A 25,126-nucleotide genomic window follows, 5' to 3' on the forward strand; every position below is an offset into this window, starting at 1 on the left:
ACGGACTGGCGTAATAATTTGTATGTTTGCGTAATGCACTTGTCTTAAGTTAATTTTTTTCGGTGCAAAGATACAAAATAGATTTGAAAAACCAAATAAAACAGAAGAAAATTTTGAAAGTATCTGCAAAAACGAGAAAAAGAGACGGAGAAATGAAGTGAAAATATATGTTCGCTAGTTTTACAAAATTATTCTTTAAAATTTGGATTGAATTGGAGGTTTTATTAACTTTGCAGGCTGGAAGCCTGCGAGCCTGCTCACGCTCGGCCATCGATGCAAGCATCATGGCACTCGCTTAACCGCAGCCTTGCAGGCTGATAAGAAAAGGAAAGAATGATGAAGAGACTGATAGTGGTGGTGATGATGGCGGGGGTGCTGATGGGCAGCTGCGTACAGCGGCCGCAGCACCTGACTGACGACGTGGTGCTGGGCTACACACCTGTGAAGAACCAGGACTCGTCGCAGCTGTGCTGGGCATACGCCATGCTGGCCGCCATAGAGACGGAGCACATCATGCGAGGCGACTCGGTGAACCTGTCCGTGGCCTTTATAGAAAGGATGATGGAGCAGGAGACGGAGGCACCATCAACAGGACGGGGCACTTGCCTGACGGCCCTGAGGCTGCTGCAGAAATATGGTGCCGTGCCCTATCAGTCGATGCCCACGACAGAGTATCTGCCGCCGCATCATGCCTATATGCTGGGCTGTGAATACACGCTGGGGGAGTTTGCGAGAAGTGTGTGTGCACCAGGGGAATACATTGGACTGATGTCGACGGACGAGGCACCCTACGGCGAGATGGCGCTGCTGGACGTGCCTGACAACTGGGACAGGGGTGAGTGTCTGAACCTGCCTATGGACTCGCTGCTGAGCACCACGGAGAGGGCCATCAGGACGGGACACGGCGTAGCCTGGGAGGGCGACATCAGCGAATGGGGCTTTAACTGGGAGGAGGGCTATGCCGTGACGTCGCTATGGAACGGCAGCACCTCGGACAATCATTGCATGGCGATTGTGGGACTGGCCCACGACGAGGAGGGCAATCGCTATTTCATCATGAAGAACTCGTGGGGAAAAGAAAATCCGTATGGAGGACTGATGTACCTCGCATACGGATATTTCATGAAGAAGACGATAGCGGTCTTCTTGAACAAAGATCTTATTTATTGAGCTTCCAAGTGACGCCGTCCTTGGTGTCCTTGACCTCGAAGCCGGCAGCTGCCAACTCATCACGAATCTTGTCGCTGGTGGCCCAGTCCTTGTCGGCCTTGGCCTTGGCACGCAGCTCCAACACCATATCGACAACCTTGCCGAAGGCTTCTTCGCGAGCGTTGTTGGAAGTTGATAGTTGAGAGTTGAAAGTTGAAAGAGTTGAGAGGCCGAGGATATCCTCCGTGAAGAGGTGCATGGTCTCCTTGAGCTCCTTGAGGCATTCGGCGCAGATGGTGGCCTTGTGGTCGACGAGCTTGTTGACGACGGTGCAGGCCTCGAAGAGGTGGCTCAGCACCAGCGGCGTGGCCAGGTCGTCGTTCATAGCGTCGTAGCACTTCTGGCGCAGGGCCTTGACTACTTTCTCGGTCTCGGCATCGCACTTGTCGGAAACCTGAATGCGCTCGAGGTCGGCGATGGCGTTCATCAGCTTCTCATAACCCTTCTCGGCAGCCTGCAGGGCCTCGTTAGAGAAGTCGACGGTGCCGCGATAGTGGGCAGAGAGCACGAAGAAACGGATGGTCATGGGCGAGTAGGCCTTTTCGAGCAAGGGATGATTGCCCGTGAAGAACTGCTCGAGGGTGATGAAGTTGTTGTAAGACTTACCCATCTTCTGACCATTGATGGTAAGCATATTGTTGTGCATCCAGTACTTCACGGCAGGATGACCCATAGAGGCCTGAGCCTGGGCTATCTCGCACTCATGGTGGGGGAAGACGAGGTCCATGCCGCCACCGTGGATGTCGAACATCTCGCCCAGATACTTACGACCCATAGCTGTGCACTCGCAATGCCAGCCAGGGAAGCCGTCGCTCCAGGGTGAGGGCCAGCGCATGATATGCTCGGGCTGGGCTTTCTTCCACAGGGCGAAGTCGGCCTGATTGTGCTTCTCGCCTACGCCAGCCAGCTCGCGGCTCTCGTCCTTGATGTTCTCAAGGCTGCGACCAGAGAGGATGCCGTACTTGAACTTCTTATTGTAGGCCTCGATGTCGAAATAGACGGAGCCGTTGCTCTCGTAGGCAAAGCCGTTGTCAAGAATCTGCTGCACCAGCTGCTGCTGCTCGATGATATGGCCTGTGGCGTGGGGCTCGATAGAGGGGCGCAGCACGTTGAGCGCATCCATATACTGATGGTAGCGGTTGGTGTAGTACTGGGCTATCTCCATAGGCTCGAGCTGCTCCAGGCGGGCCTTCTTGGCTATCTTGTCCTCACCCTCGTCGGCATCGTGCTCCAGGTGGCCCACATCGGTGATGTTGCGCACGTACCTTACCTTATAACCTAAGTGCTTCAGATAGCGAAACACCAAGTCGAAGGTGATGGCAGGGCGAGCATGACCCAGATGGGGGTCGCCATAGACGGTGGGACCGCAGACATACATGCCCACATTGGGGGCGTGCAACGGCTCGAAGCGCTCTTTTTGGCGCGTCAGCGTATTGTAGATAACCAATTTCGATTCCATAATCTGTTTTCTCCTTATTAATAATTGGGTGCAAAGTTACGAAAAAAATCCCTCTCGACTGCATTATAGCGGCAAAATTTGTACTCTTAGCCTATATTTTACGACAAATCGTTAAATAATTGTGATTTTTCTTGGCTGTTAAATTAAATTTGTTTAAATTTGCAAAGCCAATATAAAATGCAGCAACAATTATTAATAATAATATTTAAAACCTAAAAGTATGAAGACAAAAATGACGAAAATGCTTTCGTGCTGCTTCTTAGTTGCAGGCGGCTTGATGATGGCAGGATGCTCCACCGACGACGGCATCGACGTTGGTGAGGTAGACACTTTGTTGGGTGTGGGTACGAATGGTTTCACCATCCCTGGTGGTGGCTCCGATCCCATCCAGTTGATTAACATCTTCAAGATTGACGACAGCGACTGTATCGACACCATCTTCGGTGGCAACTATCGCTTCTACAAGGACGATGACGGCATCGACGCCACCGACGTGAAGATCGACCCCGTGAGCGTGGACCTGGATGCCAACAAGATTCAGACCTATAAGTTTGTGGTGCCTATCGCCTCGACCCACAACGCTCGCGAAGTGAACATGAGGAGAGCTGTCTACAACTTTAACAAGACGATTACCACCTTCGACTTTACGGAGAACAACCTGACGGGTGCCATCCGCGAATTGCAGAATGCTGAAATCGCCCCCGTGCCCTTTAAGCTGACTGAGCAGTTCTCTAATGCTCTGGCCAATGCTCTGGGTAAGTTCACGGAACTGGAGCTGGAGTTGCCCGACTTCTTCAGCTTCGAGAATAATGAGGTACGCGTGAAGATGAATGGCGAAGGCGAAGTGTCAATGCCTGTCACCGACGGTAAGATACATATCACAGAAATCAAGACCGGTTCTGACCTGATTATCACTGGTAACATCGTAGCCATGGACTTCACCAAAGCCAAGAAGACTTTTGGCACCGACATTCAGGAGCTGAAGTTCAATGCTTCTACTAATTTCAAGCAGGACCTGGCACAGGTGATTATCAAGGGTCTGGTATTCATTGATGTGAAGTACGACGAGAATGACCTGGCTGATGATATCATCACACAGATCATAGGTAAGAGCGATGACGACTTCTATATCAGCAGTGTGTTCACCCTGGGTGAGGGCTACAAGCCTAAGATGGAGTTCCGCGACGTAACAGGCCGTTTCTTCCCCGATATCGACCTGAGCATCGACCCCGTGAAGATTACCGATATCCCCGACTTCCTGACCAAGGACGGCGTAAATATCGACCTCGCAGACCTGTTCCTGGAGCTGGGTGTCACCAGCACCATGCCATTGCCTGGCACCGTGAGTGTGAAGATGACGCCAGTCATCGACAAGTCGAAGAGGGCCTCTATCGTGGTTAACGGCATCAAGATTAACCAGAACTCTAAGTCGAAGGTGCTGATTAGCCGTAAGGACAACCGCGCCAGCAAGAGCGGATATACCGACTACCACTGGAAGGGCGATGCCGACGGTTCTGGCGACATTGGCAACCTGCTGACCAATATTCCTGACGAGATTGAGTTCGACTGCGACGCCAAGGCCGACTCTGCCAACTTCTATAAGGTTTATCTGAACAAGAACTACAGCATCCAGCCCACCTACTTCATCGAGGCTCCCCTGTCGCTCAACGATGGCTCGTGCATTGTCTATGACGACAAAACCGATGACTGGAACAAAGACCTGAACGACAACGACATCGACCTGGACGGCACATCAACGCTGACCGTTGAGGGTGAGATTATCAACAACACCCCGCTGGTACTGGAGATCGACAAGCCCACTCCGATGGGTGTTGGTGGTACCGACATCAGCAGCATTGTCAATATCAACATGACCAAGGTAAGCGTCAGCCCCAACACTTCAAGCAAGATAACCATGGTGGTTACAACCACTGGCGACGGTCTGAAGAAGCTCGACGGTATCAAGTATTCAGTCTATGCCAAGTCGAACGGCGACACCACGCCGCTGAATGGTCGCAAGCACACCATCCAGATTAAGGACATGAAGGCTAAGCTGAACGGTAAGATTACTATCAATTTGGACAACTAAACCGTAGTGCGAAACAGAATATATTATCAAACACTAAAAGACTTCACAGATTATGAAAACATCATTTAGAAAATATATACTGGCCGCAGCACTTACGGCATCGGCTGGAACCATGATGGCGCAGGAACTGAACTCGGCCTACTTCACCGACGACTTCAAGTATCGCCACGACATGAATGCCGCCTATGGTAACGAGCAGACCTATATCGCCATCCCTGTCCTGGGTAACCTCAACGTTAAGCTGCAAGGATCGTTTGGCGTGGGCGACGTACTGTTTAAGAACCCCTACTACGGCAATCCGAAGTATCCCAACGCCAAGAAGACGGCTACCTTTATGCATCCGGGCATCAGCGCCGACGAGGCCCTGAAGGGACTTGACAAGAACGGCAACGACCTGATATTCGATATGGACATCCCCATCGTTTCTGTTGGTTTCAAGAGCTGGGGCGGTTACAACACCATCGAGATTATGGAGCGCACCCATCTGGGCATGCAGCTGCCATATGAGTTCTTCGACTTTGCAAAGAACATGAGTAACAAGGAGTATTCCTTCGACGACCTCGGCATGCGCGGCTGGAGCTATGCTGAGATAGCGTTCGGTCACTCTCGCAAGATTATGGACAACCTGCGTGTGGGTGCCAAGGTTAAGATTCTGTTAGGCGCTGCCTATGCCGACTTCTCCATGAATGGTGTCTCGGCCAAGATGGTTGGCGACACCTGGCTCATCCAGGGTAAGGCACGTGGCGAACTAATGATGGAAGGCGCTAAGTTCAAGAACGTAAAGGAAGAGTATAAGACCCATCCAGGTCAGTACTTTAACCGCGTGGACGGTGTGGACTACGACAACGCCAAGATTGGTGGCTTCGGTCTCGGACTGGACCTCGGTGCCGTGTATGAGTTCAAGGATATGGACCTCGACTGGCTCAATGGTGCCAAGGTGAGCTTGGCCCTGAAGGACCTCGGCTTCATCAGCTGGAGCAACACCATGGTGGCTGAGTCGTCAGGCGACCCCTTCGAGTTTACTGGTTTCAAGATGCGCTATGAGAATGGCAGCTTCGAGAGCGGTGGCGACGAGATCAGCGATGACTTCAAGGACTTTGCCAACCTGCAGGACAAGGGCACCGAGAGCGGTAAGACCAAGGCGCTGGCAGCTACCATGCGTCTGGGTGTGGAGTATCCCCTCCCCGTCTATGACAAGGTGAAGTTCGGCTTGCTGGGTACCCATCGTTTCGACGGCATCTACAGCTGGACCGAGGGACGCCTCAGCGCCAACTACGAGCCCCTGAAGTGGCTCAATGGCGGCCTCAACATGGCAGTGACCTCTTATTGCACCACCATGGGTTGGGTGCTCAATATCCACCCCAATGCCATGAACATCTTCCTCGGCATGGACCACATGATTGGTAAGACTGGTAAATCGATGGTTCCCCTCGACAGCAATGTCAGCTTCAACTTCGGTATGAACGTGGCGTTCTAACGTCGTAAACCATAAAAGCAAAGGAGCATGATGATTTTCATGCTCCTTTTTTTGGTTTTTTGCGCTTTTCTCACTATCTTTGCACCCGCAAACGCTGATGCCCTGATAGTTAAATGGATATAACAAGGCTCTCCTAAAGCTTAGTTCCGAGTTCGATTCTCGGTCGGGGTACTAACTATTTGTCAATTTTGTCCTATCATTGGATAAAATATTGTGGCATGGAAAACAAATAGTTTTGTAATTTTGCAGCCGAAATACTAACTACAAGAAGATTAAAAGAATGAAGAAGCTATTTGTTTTGCTGCTGACGGCAGTGTCATTGTCCGTTGGTGCACAGAATGATGATGTTGCCGTGAAGACCGGCACGTTTGGCAACGACTGGGAGTCGCTAAGCCAGTGGGAGTGTCCCGAATGGTTCATGGATGCCAAGTTCGGCATCTGGGCACACTGGGGCCCACAGTGTCAGGCCGAGGATGGCGACTGGTATGCACGTTTTATGTACTACGAGGGCAGTGGACAGTATAACTACCACGTGTCGCACTATGGCAATCCGAAGAACTTCGGACTGAAGGACCTGTGTAATGCATGGAAGGCCGACCAGTGGGACCCGCAGGAGCTGGTGAGCCTCTATAAGAGTGTGGGTGCCCGCTATTTCATGGCTCTGGGCAATCATCACGACAACTTCGATAACTGGAACTCACCCTATCAGGAGTGGAACTCGGTGAACGTAGGACCAAAGAAAGATATCATCAAAGGATGGAGCGACGCCTGTAAGGCCGAGGGACTACCTTTGGGTGTCTCTATTCACGCCTCACATGCCTGGACATGGCTCGAGCCCTCGCAGCGCTATGATGGCAACCTGACCAAGGACGACGGCACCGGCAAGTGGTGGGAGGGAATGGACCCTCAGGAGCTCTACGCCCAGAACCACACCCACTCCACGGGTTGGGACAACAGCGGCACCATACACTCGCAGTGGGAGTGGGGCAATGGTGCCTCACAGCCCTCGCAGGCCTATAAGCAGAAGTTCCAGAACCGTGTGCTGGAACTAATCAACGACTACGACCCCGACATGATCTACTTCGACGATACCGCCATGCCATTCTATGGCTGCGACGACCAAATAGGCAAGAATATCTTGCAGCACTATTATAACCACAGTGCCGAGGGCCACGACGGCAAGCAGCAGGTGGTGGTAACGGGAAAACAGCTCACCGACCAGCAGAAAGGTTATATGATGTGGGACGTGGAGCGTGGCATCCCCGACCGTCCGCAGACGAACTACTGGCAGACCTGCACCTGCATAGGCCAGTGGCACTACGACCAGAATGTCTATAATAATAATGGTTATAAGAGTGGTGCCACCGTCATCCGTATGCTCATCGATGTGGTCTCTAAGAATGGTAACCTGCTGTTGTCTATCCCCGTCAAAGGCAATGGCACCATCGACAGCCGTGAGCGACAGGTGTTGGCCGACATCAAGGCCTGGCTCGACATCAATGGCGAGAGTATCTACGGCACCCGCATGTGGAAGACCTTCGGTGAAGGTCCGTTGGCAGAGGCTGCCAACCCCATGAATGCTCAGGGCTTCAACGAGGGACAGGCCTACTCGGCACAGGATGTGCGTTACGTGCAGAAACTTTCAACTTTACGCTCGGCTTTGCCGCTTGGCTTGTCCAAGAACTCTCACCTTTCAACTGTCTACGCCACCATCATGGCCTGGCCCGCAGCAGGTGCTTTTACCTTCAAGGCATTCTCCATCGCTGAACCGTCGTATGTCGGCGAGGTGGACAAGGTGACCCTCCTTGGCGGTGGTGACGTGGCGTTCACGCAGGACATCAACGGCCTCACCATACAAGTTCCCAGTACAAAGCCCAACAATATCGCCCCCGTCTTCCGCATCACTTTCAAGACAGACGAGCGCAATGCCTACGACGTGCTGCAGGAGCTCATCAATGGTGTGGAAACTGTTGTTAATGAGTCCGCCACGAAGGTACAGGCCTATAACACTGGCAAGCTGAGTCCTGCCAAGCTCGACCAGCTGCGCGAAGCCCTCGCCAAGGCCAAAGGCGTGAATGTCGGCTCTTCTGACGATATGTGCATCTCAGCCCGTGAAGCCCTTGCTGCAGCCTACCGACTGTTCCTCAGCGATGGCGTCAATAAGGGTGGTGCCTTCAACGGCGCCATCGATGAGAACCTCACCACGCAACAGCTCATCGAGGCACAGGATTTTTCACGTGCTGCAGGCGGTAGCAGTCGTTTCGGTAAGCCCAAATACTGGACCGTCGAGAACTTCAACATCCCTAATGGCAGCGACGGCACCAAGCAGGGCCTCGACAAATATAGTGGTCGCGAGGCCCTGATGCTCGGCGTGTGGAACGATGCCTCGAAGAACACCACAGGCAACCTCTCTAACGCCCGCCTCTATCGTAAAATGACGCTTCCTGCAGGTAAGTACTACTTCGGCGCGGCCTATAACACCACTTATAATATGAGTGCCCAGGCCTATATGTTTGTCAGCACGCAGCTCTGCGCCACTGCCGACATCCCCACCCAGAGCATCGCCTACTATCCCATCAGCCAGTGCACAGGCGACCTCACCACACAGGGCCTCTACTTCCAGTTAGACGCCGAGACCGAGGTCTATATCGGCTTCCAGGCCGACCTGCTCAATGGCTCTGCCACTCAGGAGTTCCGTGCCGAGCAGGTGTGCCTCTACACCCCTAAGGAGGCTGGTGAGATGCACTCCGAGGCTAACGGCTGGGAGAAGTGTGTGAATCTGGGCGATGCCAGTCAGTATTTCTTTGCCATCTACGAACACGACACCGATACGGGTCTGGTACTCGGCACCGGCAACCGTCAGGGCTCGTCCTACCAGACCTTGTGGTACCAGTCTGACGTCTATCCCGAGGTCAACAAACGGGCCATCTTTACTATTGATGGCTTTGACTCCAACCATAACCCCATCAAGTTCAACCTGGCTGCCATACCGCAATATGCCGTCATCACCTGTGCAGGCTATCCCGATGTCTGTCTGCAGAGCAACGACGCACCTAACGAGTGGACCTACCGCACTGAGAACAACGGCGAGGGATGGGTCGATCGTGCCTACATAGTGGCAGGCTATGCCACTATGCCCGATGCCTCATGGCGGCTTTGCAATAGGGATGGCTTTCTGGGACGCTACGATGGGTCCAACGAGATCTGCGGCAACAACACCATCGACGATGCCGGACACTATGACATCTACGCCATCCTGCGTGGTAACTACGTCGCTGCTGCCGAGAATATCGCCAAGGCTAGTGAGGATAATGCCATCGATATCTCCTACGTCATCACCAATGCCGACGCCACCCGCTACAACAATTTCCACGCCAAGCAGCCCGTGGGATGGACACTCTCGCAGAGCGACGCCTTCGAAGTGGAGTATGCCAACTACCTGCCTGCCAAGGTGGGCGACAGCTACTTCAACAAGTGGCAGGGCTCTGGCAACCTCACCGACCGCACCATCTCTCAGCAGGTCAGCGGGCTGCCCAGCGGCAAATACCGTCTCAGCGTGCGCACCAGCGCTTCCACCATCCATAGTGGTGCCTGGCTCTTTGCCAATGCCGACAAGGCCGATATGACAAAGCTGAAGAATAGCACCGCCAGCGTCACCACCAACGTCACCGACGGCATGCTGACCCTTGGCGTAGAGCTGAAGAACTACACCAGTAACGACTGTAAGTTTGATCACTTCACCCTGGAGTATCTGGGTGACGAAGCCTCAGGCATCCATGAAATAAGAGGTCTGAACGAAGCTATACAAACATACTATAACCTCAACGGACAGCGAGTCGCCAAGCCTATCCGTGGTCTCTATATCATCAACGGAAAGAAGGTACTCGTCAAACCCTGATATACTTCTGCAGTCCCTAAGGGAGACAAAAAAAGAAACAGCCCGTAAACACTCTCTGTTTGCGGGCCGTTTTGTTACCTAAAAACACTCTTCTTACAGAGCCACCTTGCGCCAAAAGCGGTAGGTAATGTCCTCAAAGTTACCGTCCTCCGTCTGACGGTAAAGCCGCTGGTTGGTAGTGGGACTCTTCAAAGGACCTAAATGACGGATATAAGGCCCTATCTTGACATAATCAAAGTCGGTCTTTTTGATGTTGGAAGGCAGACGCAAGCGACCGCTGTACCAAGCCACCTTAAACTGTGGGTACGTCACATGGATATACTCTGCCAGCATGCATACTCCTTTCGGGTCGGCATCGCCTCCCATGAAAGCCAGACAGGTGATATCGTTGCCGAAGCGCTCGATGAAATCATCCAGCGCCTCGGTATTGAGTGGCAATCCGATGTCCTCCCATAGATACTGGCTGTGACAGCCTGGACAGCGACAGGGGCAACCGCTGATATTGATGGCCAGCGTCACCTCGTCGGGTATCTCCTGAAAAACAACTCCTGTATTTACGTACTTCAGCATGATGTTTTTTTATGAGTAATTAATAATGAGTAATTAGTAATTATGATTAGACATGCCGCAGACAAATGCGGATGACAAATGAAAGGCTTGCATGGTAACCATAATTACTAATTGCTAATTTCTAATTACTAATTTTTTCTGCGTGAGCATAGAAGCGGCGTGCGGCCTCTTCCTGACGAGCCTGTGAGAAGTTGCTGACACGCTTCAGATAACCAATGATACGGGTCATATAGTCCACATCCTTAGAGTGGCACTCAGGACACTCGTGCAGATAACGCTTGTCAATGTGGCCACACTTGTTGCAAACGGTGTTGGGGATGTTGAACGTGAAGTAGTTGCAGCCTTCCATAGCAGCCACCTTCAGCAGGTGCAGGTACTGCTCCTTCGACAGGTGCTCCTCCAGGTTCATGTGCAGAGCTGAGCCACCAGTGAGGTGCTCGATATAGGGTGCGCCGTGCAGCTTGAACTTATCGATAACGCTGAGTGAGTCGTCCTCAACAACATAGAAATAACTGTTGTAGCAGTCGCGTGGCACGAAGTAGCCATCCTCACGATCCCACTTGGCGTGCTTCACACCAACATTCTCGGCAGGAATCATCTCGCAGTTGAACATCACCTCCTTAGTGCGATACTGCTTGTTGTACTTCTCGATCAAGCCCAGGATACCCTGTACGAATGCCTTATACTCATCGTTGGGGGTAATCTTCAGTCCCATGAACTCGGCAGCCTCTACCAAGCCGTTGATACCGATGGTGAGATACTGGCGGTTGATGTTGATATAGCCTGCATCGAAGAGGGGCAGCATGCCGTGAGCCTGCAGTTCCTTGAGGTTCTCGTTGTAGGCTATCTGCACCTTATGACACAGGTCTATGATGCCACCCAGGTACTCCAGATAGTCCATCTTGTTGTTGACGGCATACTGGATACAACGGTTCAAGTTGATGGTGAGCACAGACTTAGAACCTGTTGACACGCCACCGGCACCCAGGGTATAGCTGAAGCCATTGTCGGTGATCTCGTTGCGCAGACGGCAGCAGCTCGACAGAGAGTCGGCATTGTCGCTCATATAGGTGAAGAACGAGTGGCCCTCGGAATACATCTCGGCGGTGAACTCACCCCACTCCTTATCCTTGCACTCGCCATTCTCGTCGACCAGCAGTGCCATCGTCTCTACGGGGAAGGTCAGCAGGGTCTTGGTGCGCTCCTTGTTGAACCACTTCATGAAGCGCTTCTGCAACCAAGAAAGACCGTCCCAGTCGGGCTGTGATCCATCGGGGAAGTAGAACTCGCCGAAGATGCTCTGGAAGTAGTACTTGTCGTAGTAGGCAATGTTCCAAAACACAGCCTGGTAGTTACGGGCACCAGTGGGCTGGTTCAGCGTATAGACAATCTGCTCGAAATAGTCGGTGATGACCTTGTCGATGGTGCGCTTCTTCAGACTCAGGTCAGCCTGCTGGTCAGCTCGCTTGTAGTAGTCCAGACCATACTCCTTACCCATGAAGTAGTTCATATACATGAGGAACTCGGGGGTGGCGCAGGCACCACTCAGCATGGAGCTAACCATAAACACCATGTTGACGAAGCCACCGGCAAACGACTTCATGTTGGTGGGGGCGGTAGAGTTGCCACCAATGGCCAGCGTACCACCGATGAGCCAGGGGTACATGGTGATAGAGGCGCAGTAGTTAGCCAGACTGGTCTCGTCGTTCTTATATATAAAGTGGTGTGTCAGCTTGTCGATATACTCGTCGGCCAGCTGCTTGCCATACATCTTCTTGATGCGCTCGGTGAGCAGACGGCGATTCAGACGGATGAAGTTTGATTTAGGCAGCTCACCAATCAGCGTGGCAATATTTTTGTGCTCCACGTTGGCATTGGCGTCATACTTCGAACCTGTTGCTGCGTTCACCGACTCCATATATTCGGAGAGGAACATCATCTTCTCCAATGTCTCACGATCCTCGGTATGCTCCTGACGATAAAGGATGAAAGACTTTGCCACCTTATAGAAACCTTCGCGCATCAGGGCTACCTCCACCTGGTTCTGAATATCCTCCACCTTGATATCATCCTTGATATCCAAGTGACTGATAATCTTGGAGATAGTACCCAAGTCAGCGGGTTCGTCAACACTCTCGAACGCCTTTGTAATGGCGTTCATAATCTTGTCTAAGGAGAAGCGGTCTTTAGAGCCATCTCGCTTCGTGATGGTAAAGTTCTTTATTTCCATTATTATGTTATTTTACGTTTGTTTTTAGGCCTATGACAGTGAATAGGTTTTCCGTTTTGGATAACTTTTTCATTTTTGGGTTGCAAAAAGTTTTCCATTTCTGCCAACCGAAATCGAGTGCAAAGATACAAAACTTTCGGAAAATAACCAATGCTTTTCACAAAAATTAAATGAAAAATTTTCGATTCCTTGACCTCGGAAAAGAAGGCCACTACACTGCCGCTTCCTTAAAGTCCTGGTAATAAACTCTATTACACCAACTTACTTGAATATGTGCTGTACGATACAGTCGCAGGATAGCAATAGAACAAGCTAAAGGATAACAATAGAATAAGCCGTAGTTTATCACATGATAAGATGAAGGACATCACATGATATGCTGAAGGATATCAGCTGTTGTCACCTCTGCAGCAACAGCGTTGCTGTGATATAAAAAAAGATGTACGCACATACTCATGCGCGTACATCTTTATATAAAGACAAACTATTTTTTCTGCTATTAGATGGCCTCAAGATCTTCTTTGCGGTCCTTCTTGCTCATGGTGAGATAAGCAGTAGGAGCTGCGATGAAGATTGAAGACAGTGTACCGAAGATAACACCCAGAATCATAGCGAAGGCGAATGAGCGGATGCTGTCGCCACCTAAGAAGAAGATGGTGAGCAACACGATCAACGTCGTCACTGAGGTATTGATGGTACGAGCCAGGGTCTGGTTCAGCGAATCGTTGAACAGGCTCTTGCGGTCACGCTTGTTATAGAGACCCATGTTCTCACGGATACGGTCGAAGACCACCACCTTATCGTTGATTGAGTAACCAATCACAGTCAGGATAGCACCAATGAACGTCTGGTCTATTTCGAGTGACATAGGCACCCAAGTGTGCAGCAGTGAGTAGAAACCGATAACTGCCAGAGCATCGAGGGCCAGGGCAACGATAGAGCCGATAGAGAAGGCCACGTTGCGGAAGCGCAGCAGGATGTAGAGGAAGATAGCAATCAGAGCCAGCAGCACGCTGATGATAGCGCCCTTGGTGATGGTCTTAGCCACAGAAGGACCTACCTTTGTAGAGCTGACGATGGTACCCTTAGAGTTATCCTCTTCGTTTGCGGGAGGTGTACGGAACTCATCCTTGGTGGTCTCGGCCTGGATAAGTCCAGCCTTAGAGAGCACGCTGTAGATGCTGTCCTCGATAACGTCGTCAACCACAGGGCTGTTCACGTCGTAGTCCCAGTTGGTAGAGATACGTACGGTGCGGTTAGAAGCATCACCCAAAGCGATGATGGTGGTGCTGGCAGGTGAACCGGGGTTAGAACTCTGCTCGTCGTTGGTAGAGAAAGCACCAGTGAAGGCAGCACGTACATCCTCGACGGGAACCTGCTTGTCGAGCACGACAACATAGTTACGACCACCGGTGAAGTCAATACTCTTGCTGAGGCCACGGACGAAGAAGCTGACAACGAAGATGACAGCAGCTACTGCCCATACCAGGTAAGAGGTCTTGAATGCACCCATGAAGTTGAACTTCGTGCCCTGCATGAGGTTCTTTGAAATCGGGGTATAGAAGGTGAGGTTCTGCCACTTGTCCTTCTTCATCTGACGGTCATAAACCAGACGGGTCATGAACACGGCGGTGAAGAACGATACGCAGATACCGATGATGAGGGTCGTTGCGAAACCGCGGATAGGACCTGTACCAAATACGAACAGGATGATACCAGTGATCAATGATGTCAAGTTAGAGTCGAAGATAGCCGAGAAGGCGTTAGCATAACCCTTGTTCAGAGCCTCCTTGATGTTGAGACCCTTACGCAGCTCTTCCTTCGTACGTTCATAGATAAGCACGTTAGCATCCACAGCAGTACCCAGTGTCAGCACGATACCGGCGATACCTGGCATTGTCAGTGCAGCCTGGAACGAGGTGAGGATACCCAAGGTGAAGAACAGGTTGAACAGCAGGGCGCAGTTGGCCAGCATACCGGGGATCCAGTTATAAAGCAGGATCATGACACACATCAACAGCACGAAAGCTACGATGAATGAAACGATACCCTGCTGGATAGACTGTGCACCCAGTGAAGGACCTACCATCTGATAAGAAGCGATAGACAGAGGGGCGGGCATCTTACCTGAGTTCAGGGTGTTTGCCAGGTCCTTGGTATCAGCCTGTGTGAACTTACCAGAGATCTGTGAGCTACCACTAGGAATCTCACCGTTAACACGAGGAGCGCTGTAAACAGCGTTGTCGAGTACGATGGCGATGGCACGACCCACATTCATCTTGGTCAGGTTAGCCCAAATACGGGTACCCTCGGTGTTCATCTGCATAGACACCACAGGACCGATGTTACCAATCTCGTTGCTATAGTCGTCCTTGGCGGTGGTTACTACGTCACCCGTCAGAGGAGCCTTACCCATGGGGTCAACAATCTTGATGGCATAGAGTGCCAGCACCTTGACCTTCTTACCGTTCTGAGTCTCGAGCTTAGTCACCTTGGCATCCCAGAACAGACGCATCTCCTTAGGAAGCACCGACTTGGCAACGTCAGAGTTGATGACCTTGTTGACATCAGCGGTATCAGTAACGTGAGCATAACCCACCATACAGAGGCTCTCCTGTCCGGCAAAGCGGGTATCGAGCACGCTGAGCAGGTTGACAACGTCATCCTGACCTTCCTGTACACCAGCTTCCTTCTGGGCAGCGGCAGCAGCCAGATCGAGAGCGTTCACGCTGTCAGCAGCAGCTTCCTCAGTAACTTCAGCCTCGGGCTCTGCAGCAGCTACAGTGGTATCAGCCACAGCAGCCTTCTTGTCAGCATTCACGTTGCTCATCTCAGCCATATAGGCGTTAGCCAGCTGTGCGATGTAAGGCAGAGCCTCCTCAGCCATATAGGTCTCGTGGAACTGCAGGTCGGCGCTACCAGCGAGGAGCTTCAGGATACGATCCTTGTCCTTCTGTGCACCAGGCATCTCCACCATGATACGGCTCTGACCGCTCAGCTTCTGGATGTTGGGCTGAGCCACACCAAACTTGTCGACACGGGTACGAACCACTGTCTCGGCATTGTCAATAGCGGCGTCCACCTCTGCATTCAGGGCAGCTATCACCTCATCGTCAGTGCTCTTGGTGTTCACCTTGTCACGCAACTGCTGTGTAGCAAAGATAGCGTTCAGGTTACGTCCACCACCGAACTCCTTCCAACGCTCTACGAAGTGAGCGATGAAATCTGACTGATTGTTCTTACCATCGGCCTTGGCGGCATCGAAAGCCTTACGATAACCCTCATCGGTGTCGTACTTGTTACCAGCGAGGAAGTTCACGATGTCAGGTACTGACACTTCCAGGATAACGTTCATACCGCCCTTCAGGTCAAGACCCAGGCCAATCTCCATCTCACGGCACTCGTCCAGACTCCATGCTCCGAGCCACACATGGTCTTCGGAAGAAACTGAGTCCAGATACTCTTCTGCTGCCTTGTTTCCAAGTTCTGCACGCAGTGCCTCGGCCTTGCTTTCATAGTGGCGAGTCACAAACGAGAAAGAAAGATAGAAACAGCACACCAGAATGAGTGCAACTGCAATAAACTTTACAATTCCTTTGTTTTGCATTTTGTTTGTTATGTTATGTATTATATAATTCGCGCAATTGAGCCTGCAAATATAGTGATTTTTTTACACATTGGAAAATTTTTAGGCAACTTTCATACATTTTTTAATGATTATCGTCCATTTTTAGTCTGCAAATCAGCGGATAATGGTCGCTGGCATCCATTTTATCGTCAACGAAGCAATGATAGGGTTCAAAGTGGGAAGAACACATCATATGGTCTATTCTTAGGTTGAATCCTTTCTGATTATATGACAAACCGAAACCATTGCCGGCAGACACGAAACAGTCTGTCAGTCCCTTCGCCATCATATGACGGGTATAGGATATCGGTGTGTCGTTGAAGTCGCCGCACACAATAATGGGATATGCGCTGTGTGCTTCCACATATTGGTGCACAGCCTCGGCCTCGGGGGCACGTTTCCGCATATTGTCTGCAAGCTTCTCAAAAATCATAATCATCTCCTCCTCGGCCTCATCCTGCTCCATCTCGCCTTTCAGTACTTCCTTATAGCGCTTCCGCTGGTCGGAAGAGAGATGGGTCGCCTCCAGGTGGTTGTTGATGACGATGATGGTATCCTCATTCACCTGCAGATAGTATGCCACCGACCCGTTACAACTAGACTGATAGTCAATGATTTCCTTACGGATGATGGGATAGCGTGTGAAGATGCCTAACGCATTCACCAGGACCTCGCTAAGCGACAGTTTTGTGGAGTCGCAATACGGATAAATCTCTTTCATCTTCTGAAAGCCGTTGCCGCCCTTGCCGCCCTGCACCTCCTGCAGGCATACGATGTCGGCATCAATACGCCGCAGGTAGTTAGCCACTGTGTCCACCGCCTTCTCATAACGATAGTTGCCGCCAAAGCCGCACACATTATACGTCACAATCTTGATACAGTCATCAGGACCGTCACTCGTCACATTGATAGGAAAATAGGTACGTATAGGCACATACGCGAGCGCGAATCCCACAATGGGGATGATGGAAAGCTTCCATCTGACCAGCAGCAGCACTACCAGCGATATGATATTTGCCACAATGAAGAAGGGGAAGGTCAGTCCGATGCAAGCCAACAGCGGTTCCGGAAACGACTCGGGGTGGATATGGTCACTATAGCCCACAGCCACCATCAGCAGCGCCGTCACCACGCTGGCTCCCGTCAGCATGCCCACAAAGGCTTTCTTAACGTGGTCTAACATGAGTGTGCAGAATCGTTATTTTTCATGACTGGCCTCAAAGAGCCTTTTCTTCTCCTCTTTCGTCAGACTGTCGTAGCCACTCGTACGGATCTTGTCGAGAATGGCATCCACCTCATCCTGACGTGCCTTCTTACGGGCATTATACGCCATATCGTCTTCAGGTCTCTTCCAGTCGTTCTTGGGGTTGTTCTTGGGGTTGTAGGTGCTTGCCACCCTCATCTGCTTCTTCTTATCCATGAAACGCCACAGAATGATGAGCAGGAAGCCCACCAACGCACCGCCCAGGTGAGCCATGTGGGCCACAGGGTCAGCCAGCAGGAATTTCCATATAAACAAGATCTCCAGCACGATATATCCCAACACCACCCATCGTGCCTCAATAGGTTTGATAAAAAAGAAACGCCAAAGAGAACGTGTCAGCGCACTGGCGGGACTGAGCAGCGTGATGAAGATAGCAATGAAGAAGAGGTTGTTCAAAATTGTCAGTACACCTTCTATCATAGGATGCGTGTTGACCAATTCCAACAGGATAAATGCCACGATAGTCAGGGGCACACCGATAACCCGCTTGGGGAACGTCATGCCAAAAGCCAGCAGGACGGCAAAGACCGAACCAGAGGCGCCAATGGTGCATGCCCCGTTCAGGTTGCTGTTGTGCAAGATGGTTATCACATCCTGGAAGCTGGAGCTGGGAAACTGTGAGATAGCCATGAAATAGAACTCCACAAACTGCACTATTTCTTGGCAGATGCCGGCACCGATACCACTCAGAATGTAAAATATTATGAATTTCTTCGGACCCCACGCATCTTCTATCATACAACCGAACATCCACAATGCAAACATGTTTCCAAACAGGTGATACCAGCTTGCATGCAGAAATAAATAGGTGACGAATTGCAGCGGATTGAAGTCGGAAGCCATGAAGAAATGCAAGGCACCCCACTCAGCCAGCGTCGAGCGCTCAGGAACCGTCAAGGTGGTGAAATACTCTATCATGAACACCACCACATTGATGATGAGCAGATACTTTGTTACTATAGGTATGTTTCGAAACATTTTCTATTGTTTAAAATTACGTTTATTACAAGAAATTTGCTCTTTCGGGCGCAAAATTACGAAAAATATCTGTTTTTTAGTACAAAAATGGGCCTTTAGGCATTTTTTTTCATTAAAAAAGTGATTTTTTTTTCTTTTTTGTTTGTTTTTCAAAGAATTACAATTATATTTGCGGAAGAATTTGGAAACAAACCATATTTTTAATTTAAAAACCTATCAAAATTATGAACAAAACAGAATTGGTAGAGAAGATCGCAGCAGGTGCTGGTCTCTCAAAAGTTGATGCAAAGAAGGCTTTGGACGCTACAGTAGCAGCTATTAAGGACGCTCTGAAGGCTGGTGACAAGGTTGCTCTCGTTGGTTTCGGTACATTCGCAGTTAGCGAGCGCCCCGCTCGTGAGGGTATCAACCCCGCAACAAAGGCAAAGATTAAGATTGCTGCCAAGAAGGTTGCAAAGTTCAAGGCTGGTGCAGAACTTGCTGACGCTCTGAACTAATATTTTGTAAAGAAAAAATGAAAAGGCACTTCCTTCGGGAGTGCCTTTTCTGTTTGTAGTATCTTACCGTTTTTATTTGGGCTGCTTGCCAATATAGGCCAGGATGCCTCCATCGACATAGAGCACATGTCCGTTGACGGCGTCAGAGGCATGAGAGGCCAGGAACACAGCGGGACCACCCAACTCTGCAGGGTCGAGCCAACGACCAGCGGGTGTCTTGGCACAGATGAACAAGTCGAAGGGATGACGCGAGCCGTCAGCCTGACGTTCACGCAGGGGAGCTGTCTGTGGTGTGGCGATATAGCCAGGGCCAATACCGTTACACTGGATGTTATACTCACCATACTCCGAGCAGATGTTGCGGGTCAGCATCTTCAGACCACCCTTGGCGGCAGCATAGGCCGACACGGTCTCACGACCCAGTTCACTCATCATTGAGCAGATGTTGATAATCTTACCCTCACGACGCTCCATCATCTCGGGAATGACAGCTGAAGAGCAGATAAACGGTCCTACGAGGTCGATGTCGATGACCTGCTGGAACTCTGCACGCTTCATCTCGTGCATAGGGATACGCTTGATGATACCGGCGTTGTTCACCAGGATATCAATCTGTCCCACCTCTTTATGAATGGTGTCCACCAGTGCCTTCACGTCGTCTTCCTTCGTCACGTCGCACACATAACCCTTCACATTCTCGATGCCGGCCTCTTTGTAGTTGTCCAGACCGCGCTGCAGGGCTTCCTGATTGATATCGTTGAAGATGATGGTCTTTGCGCCAGCAGCCACGAAAGCTTTGGCGATGTTGAATCCAATACCGTAAGAGGCGCCAGTAATCCACGCGTTCTTACCTTCCAATGAAAATAGATTTGCCATAAAATTTGTTGTTTGATATTTAATAAGTAATTTGAACTTTTCTATTCTGCTGCCTCCTGGACCTGTTGCATCACACGCAGGAAGTTGCCACCCCATATCTTCTGGATGTCAGCCTCGCTGAAGCGTCGTGCCAACAACTGACGGGTAAAGAGTGTCAGCTCGCTGGCATTGGCCAGTCCACAGATGCCGCCATCGCCGTCGAAGTCGGTACCCAGTCCCACATGGTCTATGCCCATCACGCTGATAGCATGCTCCAGGTGTGCCATCGCGTCGAGGATGGTAGCCTGACCATCTTTCTTCAGGAAACCGTTATAGAGGGTGATCTGACAGACGCCACCTTTCTGGGCCAGCGCCCGCATCTGGTCATCTGTCAGGTTGCGGGGATGGTCACACAGGGCACGTGCCGAGCTATGACTGCACACAATAGGTGTCTTCGACAGTTCGAGAGCATCATAGAAGCTCTTCTCGTGGGCATGACTCAGGTCTACCATCAGTCCCAGGCGGTTCATCTCGCCTATGACCTGTCGGCCAAAGGCGCTGACACCACCATGTGTCTGACTGCCTCGTGCCGAGTCGCAGATATCATTATCGCCATTATGACACAGGGTGATATAGACCACGCCGCGCTCCTTGAAATGGCGGATATTTTCTACTTTTCCTTCCAGGGCTAAGCCATTCTCTATACCTATCATGATGCTCTTCTTGCCAGCCCATTTGTTGTCCCACAACTGTTGCGGCGTGCGGGCCAGCGCCAGATACTGACTATTGCGAGCCACCATCTGCTCTATCTTGTCGAAGATATCATCAGCAAAGGTCTTAGGCGTAAAGCCTTCATGATCCTTCAACCACTTATCTTCAGCCTTCGTCCACCTGTCCTGCGGCAGATAGGCCACCATGATAGTGGCATCGAGGCGTCCCTCCGTCATCTTATGCAGGTCGACCAGGATGCGGGAGTCACGACTGCCGAAGTCCACGTTCTGTGGGAAGAACATCGGGGTGTCGCAATGGGTGTCGAGGGTCAGTATATGATGATGCAGGCACTTCACCTCCTGATGCTTCGCAGCCTCGTCAACGAGCCACTTAAAGATAGGCAGGCCACTCTCGCCCATACATTCGGGATGCCATTGCACACCCACGATAGGCTTGAACTCCGTGCTCTCTACCGCCTCAATCACACCATCGGCAGCTTTTGCCACCACCCGCAGACTGGGACCAGGCTCGCCTACGGCCTGATGATGGAAGGAATTGACGTAACTCCTACCGCCGTATATATTATATAAGGTGGAGCCTTCTTCGATGGTGACGCTGTGCGTAGGCTCCGAGCGGTCAGCATCCTGCGAATGCTTGATGAGCCCATTAGATCCATTGGACCCCAGGTCCTGAACCACCTTTCCCCCCAGGGCGGTCACCAAGGTCTGGATGCCTCGGCAGATGCCTAAGATGGGCAACTGGCGGTTATAGGCCATGCGGGTTATCAACAACTCGGGCAGGTCGCGCTCGCTGTTGATACCTCCCAGTCCGGGTACTGGCTCCTCGCCTTGATAGAGCGGGTTGATGTCGGCACCACCACTCAGCAGCAGGGCGTCGATATGGTCGAGCGTATTGGCCAGCACGGCAGCATCTGCCACAGGGGGTATGACGACTGGCACACCTCCTGCTGCCACCACCTGCTTGTAGTAGCCCTCGCCGAGTTTACATGTCAGCTCGCCGTAATTGCCCGTGATACCAATGATTGGCCGATGCTGTGCCACAGGAAACGTCTGATGCATGTCGGCCATAATGGCGTTCAGATCAAACTGTTTCATATTATTCTATCTCCTCAAAGTGTACGGGAATCTCACGTTTGATGCTCTGCTCCAACGAGATGAGTGTCTCAGTAGCCATCACACCAGGAATCTCCTGCAGCTGGCCGTTGATGAGGTGCATCAGCTGCTCGTTGTCGCGGGCATAGAGCTTCACCATCATGGTGTAGGGACCTGTGGTGAAATGACACTCCACCACCTCGGGAATCAGCTCCAGACGCTTCACCACCTCTCTATACATGGAACCACGCTCCAGCGTGAGTCCCACATAGGTGCAGGTTCTGTAGCCCAGCGACTTGGGGTTGACATCGAATCCGCTACCTGTGATGACGTCGCTGTCTATCAGGCGTTGCACTCGCTGATGGATGGCGGCACGCGACACGTTACATTCTGCTGCTACATCCTTAAACGGGATGCGGGCATTTTTTGACAAGATGCTCAGTATTTTCTTGTCTAAGTTATCAATCTTATCCATTTAAAAAGTGTACTTTTGCATTTTGATAGCAAAAGTACACTTTTTTATTGAAACTTGCAACCTTTTTACGAAAAAAGTGCGAATTTATTTCTCTATACCTAACAATTCGACATCAAAGATGAGTGTAGAGTAGGGAGGAATCTTACCGGTCTGACGCTCACCATAGCCCAGCTCCTGGGGGATGTAGAGGCGCCACTTAGAACCTACAGGCATCAGGGCGATACCCTCGGTCCAGCCTTTGATGACCTGGTTCAGACCAAAGACGGCGGGCTCACCGCGCTGGTAGCTGCTGTCGAACACGGTACCGTCGATCAGCTTACCCTCGTAGTTCACCTTCACCTTGTCGGTCTTCGTGGGCACAGCACCGTTGCCCTGCTTCAGCACCTCATACTGCAGTCCGCTGGCAGTGGTCTTGATGCCGGGCTTCTTGGCGTTCTGAGCCAGGAAGTCCTTGCCGGCCTTCGTCAGCTTCTCGGTCTTCACATCCTGGTTGTGCTTCATCTTCTGGTCGTGGATGCCCTGCGCCTTCTTCATAGTCATCACCGTGGTGTCGTTCATCAGGATGTCGGTGAAGCCACGATAGAACAGGGGGTCAACCACTGAGTCAACGGCATTATCCAGCTCGCTCTTGATGCTGGCCAGCATACGGTCGGTCACCTGATTGGCAATCTGCATACCTGCCAAACGAGACTTCATGCGAGGGTCGTTCATATTATCCAGCGCCTCGTTGAAACCTTCGATAAAATCGGCCATATAGGTGGTGTCCACACCAAACTGACGCTGCAGATAGGGCAGCAGGCCGTTGGTCACCACCACACCAGCGGCATAGCTCAGCGAGTCGCTGCTATTGGCAAGCTTCACCGCCATCTTCATGGCAGGTGCCTTCTTGTCGTTCGTCTTCTTCTTAGCAGCGTCGACGTTGTTAAACGAAGCACTCGCCAGAACGGCGAGTGCTATAAGGATGAGTTTTCTCATACCCGCATTACTTTACCTCTAAGAGTTCTACCTTGAAGATCAGAGTTGAGAAGGGAGGGATGTTACCCTGACCATTGGCACCGTAAGCCAGGTTCTCGGGGATATAGATCTCCCACTCAGAACCAACAGGCATAGCCTTCAAAGCCTCGGTCCAACCCTTGATGACGCGAGTTACAGCAAACTCAGCGGGCTGGTCACCGTGGTTGGCAGAAGCGTCGAACACGGTACCGTCAATCAGCTTACCCTCGTAGTTCACTACCACCACGTTGGTGTCGACAGGCAGCACGCCATTACCTTCCTTCAGCACCTTGTACTGCACACCGCAAGGCAGGGTCTGCACACCTTCCTTCTTGGCATTCTCTGCCAAGAACTTGGCACCCTCTTCCTTGTTGGCGGCATACTTCTTCTCAGCGCTCTTGGCCTTGATGCTCTCAAACAGCACCTGAGCCAGTGAGTCGGCCTGAGCTACAGTCAGCTTGCAGTCCTTACCAGTAACGCTGCTGACGAAACCAGCCAGGAAGTTGTTCAGAGAAACGCTCTGGGTAGAGTCCTCACCAAACAGGTTGTAGTTCAGACCCTTCATCATGTTGTTAGAGATCTGCTGACCAATCTCGATACCAGCGAAGTAGGCGGCCTTCTTCTTGTCGTCACCAGCCTTTGCACCATCGTTCACACCCTGCAGGAACTCTGCGATATAGGTGGTGTCCACGCCCTTGGCGTTGGCCAGATAGTCCATCAGGCCCTGGCTCTGTACCACACCGATGGCATAGCTCAGGGTGTCAACATCATTCTTCAAACTGGGTTTGGGGTTGTTGCCACACGACATCATCGTTGCAACCACAGCGGCTACGATAGCCACAGAGAAAAACTTTTTCATTGTCTTTAATATTTTAATGTTTAATCTTTAATCTATTACATCACCTCAATCAGCTCCACATCGAAGATCAGAGTGGCAAAGGGAGGAATCATGGCACCTGCACCACCCTCGCCGTAAGCCAGGCGGTAGGGGATGAAGAAACGATACTTGCCACCCTCCTGCATCAGCTGCAGACCCTCGGTCCAACCAGCGATAACCTGCTGCAGACCAAATACAGCGGGCTCACCACGCTGTACGCTGCTGTCGAACACGGTACCGTCGATGAGGAAACCCTCATAGTGACACTTCACCGAGTCCTTGGCGGTAGGCTTCTTGCCGTTGCCTTCCTTCAGCACCTGATACTGCAGACCGCTGGGGGTGGTGATGACGCCTTCCTTCTTGGCGTTCTCCTTCAGATATTTCTCGCCTTCTTCCTTGGCAGCCTTACCCTGCTCGGCACGTGCGGCATTCATGGCAGCCTCTTTCTTGGCGAAATAGTCCTGCACAATCTGCTGTGCCTCACGATGCGACACCTTCAGCTCGCTGCCGCTCAGCACGTCCTTGATTGACTGTGCAAAATCATCCACGTTCAATTCCGTGGCACCCATCTGTGCCAGTTGCTGTCCGATGCCCAGACCCAGGGCATAACTTACTTTATCCATGCTTTCTCTTAAATATAATAATGTGTAATCTCAAAAATTGCGTGCAAAATTAAACATTTTCCATGATACGAGTATCATCCCAAGCCAAAAATTAGTTTTATTTAAGCCTTCAAGGCAAAAAAAAATCCCACAGGCATCGCTGCCTGCGGGATAAGTCTTCATACAAGTCATTCGGTTGAAT

General features: G+C 51.3%; 17 protein-coding genes and 1 tRNA gene. 6 read left to right on the plus strand and 12 right to left on the minus strand.

The window, feature by feature from the left end; all coding sequences use genetic code 11:
- Positions 1 to 333 precede the first annotated feature (333 nt).
- Positions 334 to 1,170 (plus strand): cysteine protease, encoded by an 837-nt coding sequence (locus Q0R57_RS01310; protein WP_294743156.1) that lies wholly within the window; start codon positions 334 to 336, stop codon positions 1,168 to 1,170.
- Here the strand turns inward: Q0R57_RS01310 and cysS are convergent.
- Complete coding sequence (cysS, locus tag Q0R57_RS01315; protein ID WP_294743158.1) at positions 1,160 to 2,668, minus strand: cysteine--tRNA ligase; 1,509 nt, start codon at positions 2,666 to 2,668, stop codon at positions 1,160 to 1,162. The two genes, Q0R57_RS01310 and cysS, sit on opposite strands and share 11 nt — an antisense overlap.
- Before the next feature lie 220 nt (positions 2,669 to 2,888).
- On the opposite strand from cysS, the gene Q0R57_RS01320 reads away from it, so the two are divergent.
- The 4 genes from Q0R57_RS01320 (at position 2,889) to Q0R57_RS01335 (ending at position 10,132) form a co-directional block, all read left to right on the plus strand.
- Complete coding sequence (locus Q0R57_RS01320) at positions 2,889 to 4,757, plus strand: hypothetical protein (protein WP_294743161.1); 1,869 nt, start codon at positions 2,889 to 2,891, stop codon at positions 4,755 to 4,757.
- Positions 4,758 to 4,809: 52 nt separating this feature from the next.
- Positions 4,810 to 6,234 carry a DUF5723 family protein gene (locus Q0R57_RS01325; RefSeq protein WP_294743163.1) on the plus strand — a complete coding sequence of 475 codons (1,425 nt, stop codon included), beginning with the start codon at positions 4,810 to 4,812 and terminating at the stop codon, positions 6,232 to 6,234.
- A 99-nt stretch (positions 6,235 to 6,333) separates the two neighbouring features.
- Positions 6,334 to 6,405, plus strand: a tRNA-Arg gene (locus Q0R57_RS01330).
- A gap of 109 nt (positions 6,406 to 6,514) precedes the next feature.
- Complete coding sequence (locus Q0R57_RS01335) at positions 6,515 to 10,132, plus strand: alpha-L-fucosidase (protein ID WP_294743165.1); 3,618 nt, start codon at positions 6,515 to 6,517, stop codon at positions 10,130 to 10,132.
- 93 nt (positions 10,133 to 10,225) lie between these two features.
- Here Q0R57_RS01335 and nrdG read toward each other — a convergent pair whose 3' ends face one another.
- The 5 genes from nrdG to Q0R57_RS01360 all read right to left on the minus strand — a co-directional run bounded on the left by nrdG (position 10,226) and on the right by Q0R57_RS01360 (position 18,802).
- Complete coding sequence (nrdG, locus tag Q0R57_RS01340; RefSeq protein ID WP_294743169.1) at positions 10,226 to 10,702, minus strand: anaerobic ribonucleoside-triphosphate reductase activating protein; 477 nt, start codon at positions 10,700 to 10,702, stop codon at positions 10,226 to 10,228.
- A 121-nt stretch (positions 10,703 to 10,823) separates the two neighbouring features.
- Positions 10,824 to 12,932 carry an anaerobic ribonucleoside-triphosphate reductase gene (gene nrdD / locus Q0R57_RS01345; protein WP_294743172.1) on the minus strand — a complete coding sequence of 703 codons (2,109 nt, stop codon included), beginning with the start codon at positions 12,930 to 12,932 and terminating at the stop codon, positions 10,824 to 10,826.
- 499 nt (positions 12,933 to 13,431) lie between these two features.
- A complete protein-coding gene (gene secDF / locus Q0R57_RS01350; protein ID WP_294743174.1) occupies positions 13,432 to 16,539 on the minus strand; it encodes a protein translocase subunit SecDF in 3,108 nt (1,035 codons plus the stop codon).
- Between the two features lie 103 nt (positions 16,540 to 16,642).
- On the minus strand, positions 16,643 to 17,743 hold the full coding sequence (locus Q0R57_RS01355; protein WP_294743177.1) for an endonuclease/exonuclease/phosphatase family protein: 1,101 nt from the start codon (positions 17,741 to 17,743) through the stop codon (positions 16,643 to 16,645).
- Between the two features lie 15 nt (positions 17,744 to 17,758).
- Complete coding sequence (locus tag Q0R57_RS01360; RefSeq protein WP_294743179.1) at positions 17,759 to 18,802, minus strand: rhomboid family intramembrane serine protease; 1,044 nt, start codon at positions 18,800 to 18,802, stop codon at positions 17,759 to 17,761.
- A gap of 224 nt (positions 18,803 to 19,026) precedes the next feature.
- Between Q0R57_RS01360 and Q0R57_RS01365 the strand changes: the two genes are divergently transcribed.
- Positions 19,027 to 19,299: an HU family DNA-binding protein gene (locus tag Q0R57_RS01365; protein ID WP_248505221.1), complete on the plus strand. Its 273-nt coding sequence runs from the start codon at positions 19,027 to 19,029 to the stop codon at positions 19,297 to 19,299.
- A 72-nt stretch (positions 19,300 to 19,371) separates the two neighbouring features.
- On the opposite strand, the gene Q0R57_RS01370 is transcribed toward Q0R57_RS01365, so the two are convergent.
- From Q0R57_RS01370 to Q0R57_RS01395, 6 genes are all read right to left on the minus strand, one after another.
- Positions 19,372 to 20,175, minus strand: a complete 804-nt coding sequence (locus Q0R57_RS01370) for a gluconate 5-dehydrogenase (RefSeq protein WP_294743189.1) — start codon at positions 20,173 to 20,175, stop codon at positions 19,372 to 19,374.
- 41 nt (positions 20,176 to 20,216) lie between these two features.
- The gene (locus Q0R57_RS01375; protein ID WP_294743191.1) at positions 20,217 to 21,980 is read right to left on the minus strand and encodes a membrane dipeptidase; all 1,764 of its coding nucleotides are present in this window, start codon (positions 21,978 to 21,980) and stop codon (positions 20,217 to 20,219) included.
- Position 21,981: 1 nt separating this feature from the next.
- A complete protein-coding gene (locus Q0R57_RS01380) occupies positions 21,982 to 22,452 on the minus strand; it encodes an Lrp/AsnC ligand binding domain-containing protein (protein WP_294743194.1) in 471 nt (156 codons plus the stop codon).
- 84 nt (positions 22,453 to 22,536) lie between these two features.
- Positions 22,537 to 23,427 carry an FKBP-type peptidyl-prolyl cis-trans isomerase gene (locus Q0R57_RS01385; RefSeq protein ID WP_294743197.1) on the minus strand — a complete coding sequence of 297 codons (891 nt, stop codon included), beginning with the start codon at positions 23,425 to 23,427 and terminating at the stop codon, positions 22,537 to 22,539.
- Positions 23,428 to 23,434: 7 nt separating this feature from the next.
- The gene (locus tag Q0R57_RS01390) at positions 23,435 to 24,304 is read right to left on the minus strand and encodes an FKBP-type peptidyl-prolyl cis-trans isomerase (protein WP_294743200.1); all 870 of its coding nucleotides are present in this window, start codon (positions 24,302 to 24,304) and stop codon (positions 23,435 to 23,437) included.
- Positions 24,305 to 24,339: 35 nt separating this feature from the next.
- On the minus strand, positions 24,340 to 24,945 hold the full coding sequence (locus tag Q0R57_RS01395) for an FKBP-type peptidyl-prolyl cis-trans isomerase (protein WP_294743202.1): 606 nt from the start codon (positions 24,943 to 24,945) through the stop codon (positions 24,340 to 24,342).
- Positions 24,946 to 25,126 lie beyond the last annotated feature (181 nt).

Source organism: uncultured Prevotella sp., assembly GCF_946407605.1.
Taxonomy (GTDB): domain Bacteria; phylum Bacteroidota; class Bacteroidia; order Bacteroidales; family Bacteroidaceae; genus Prevotella.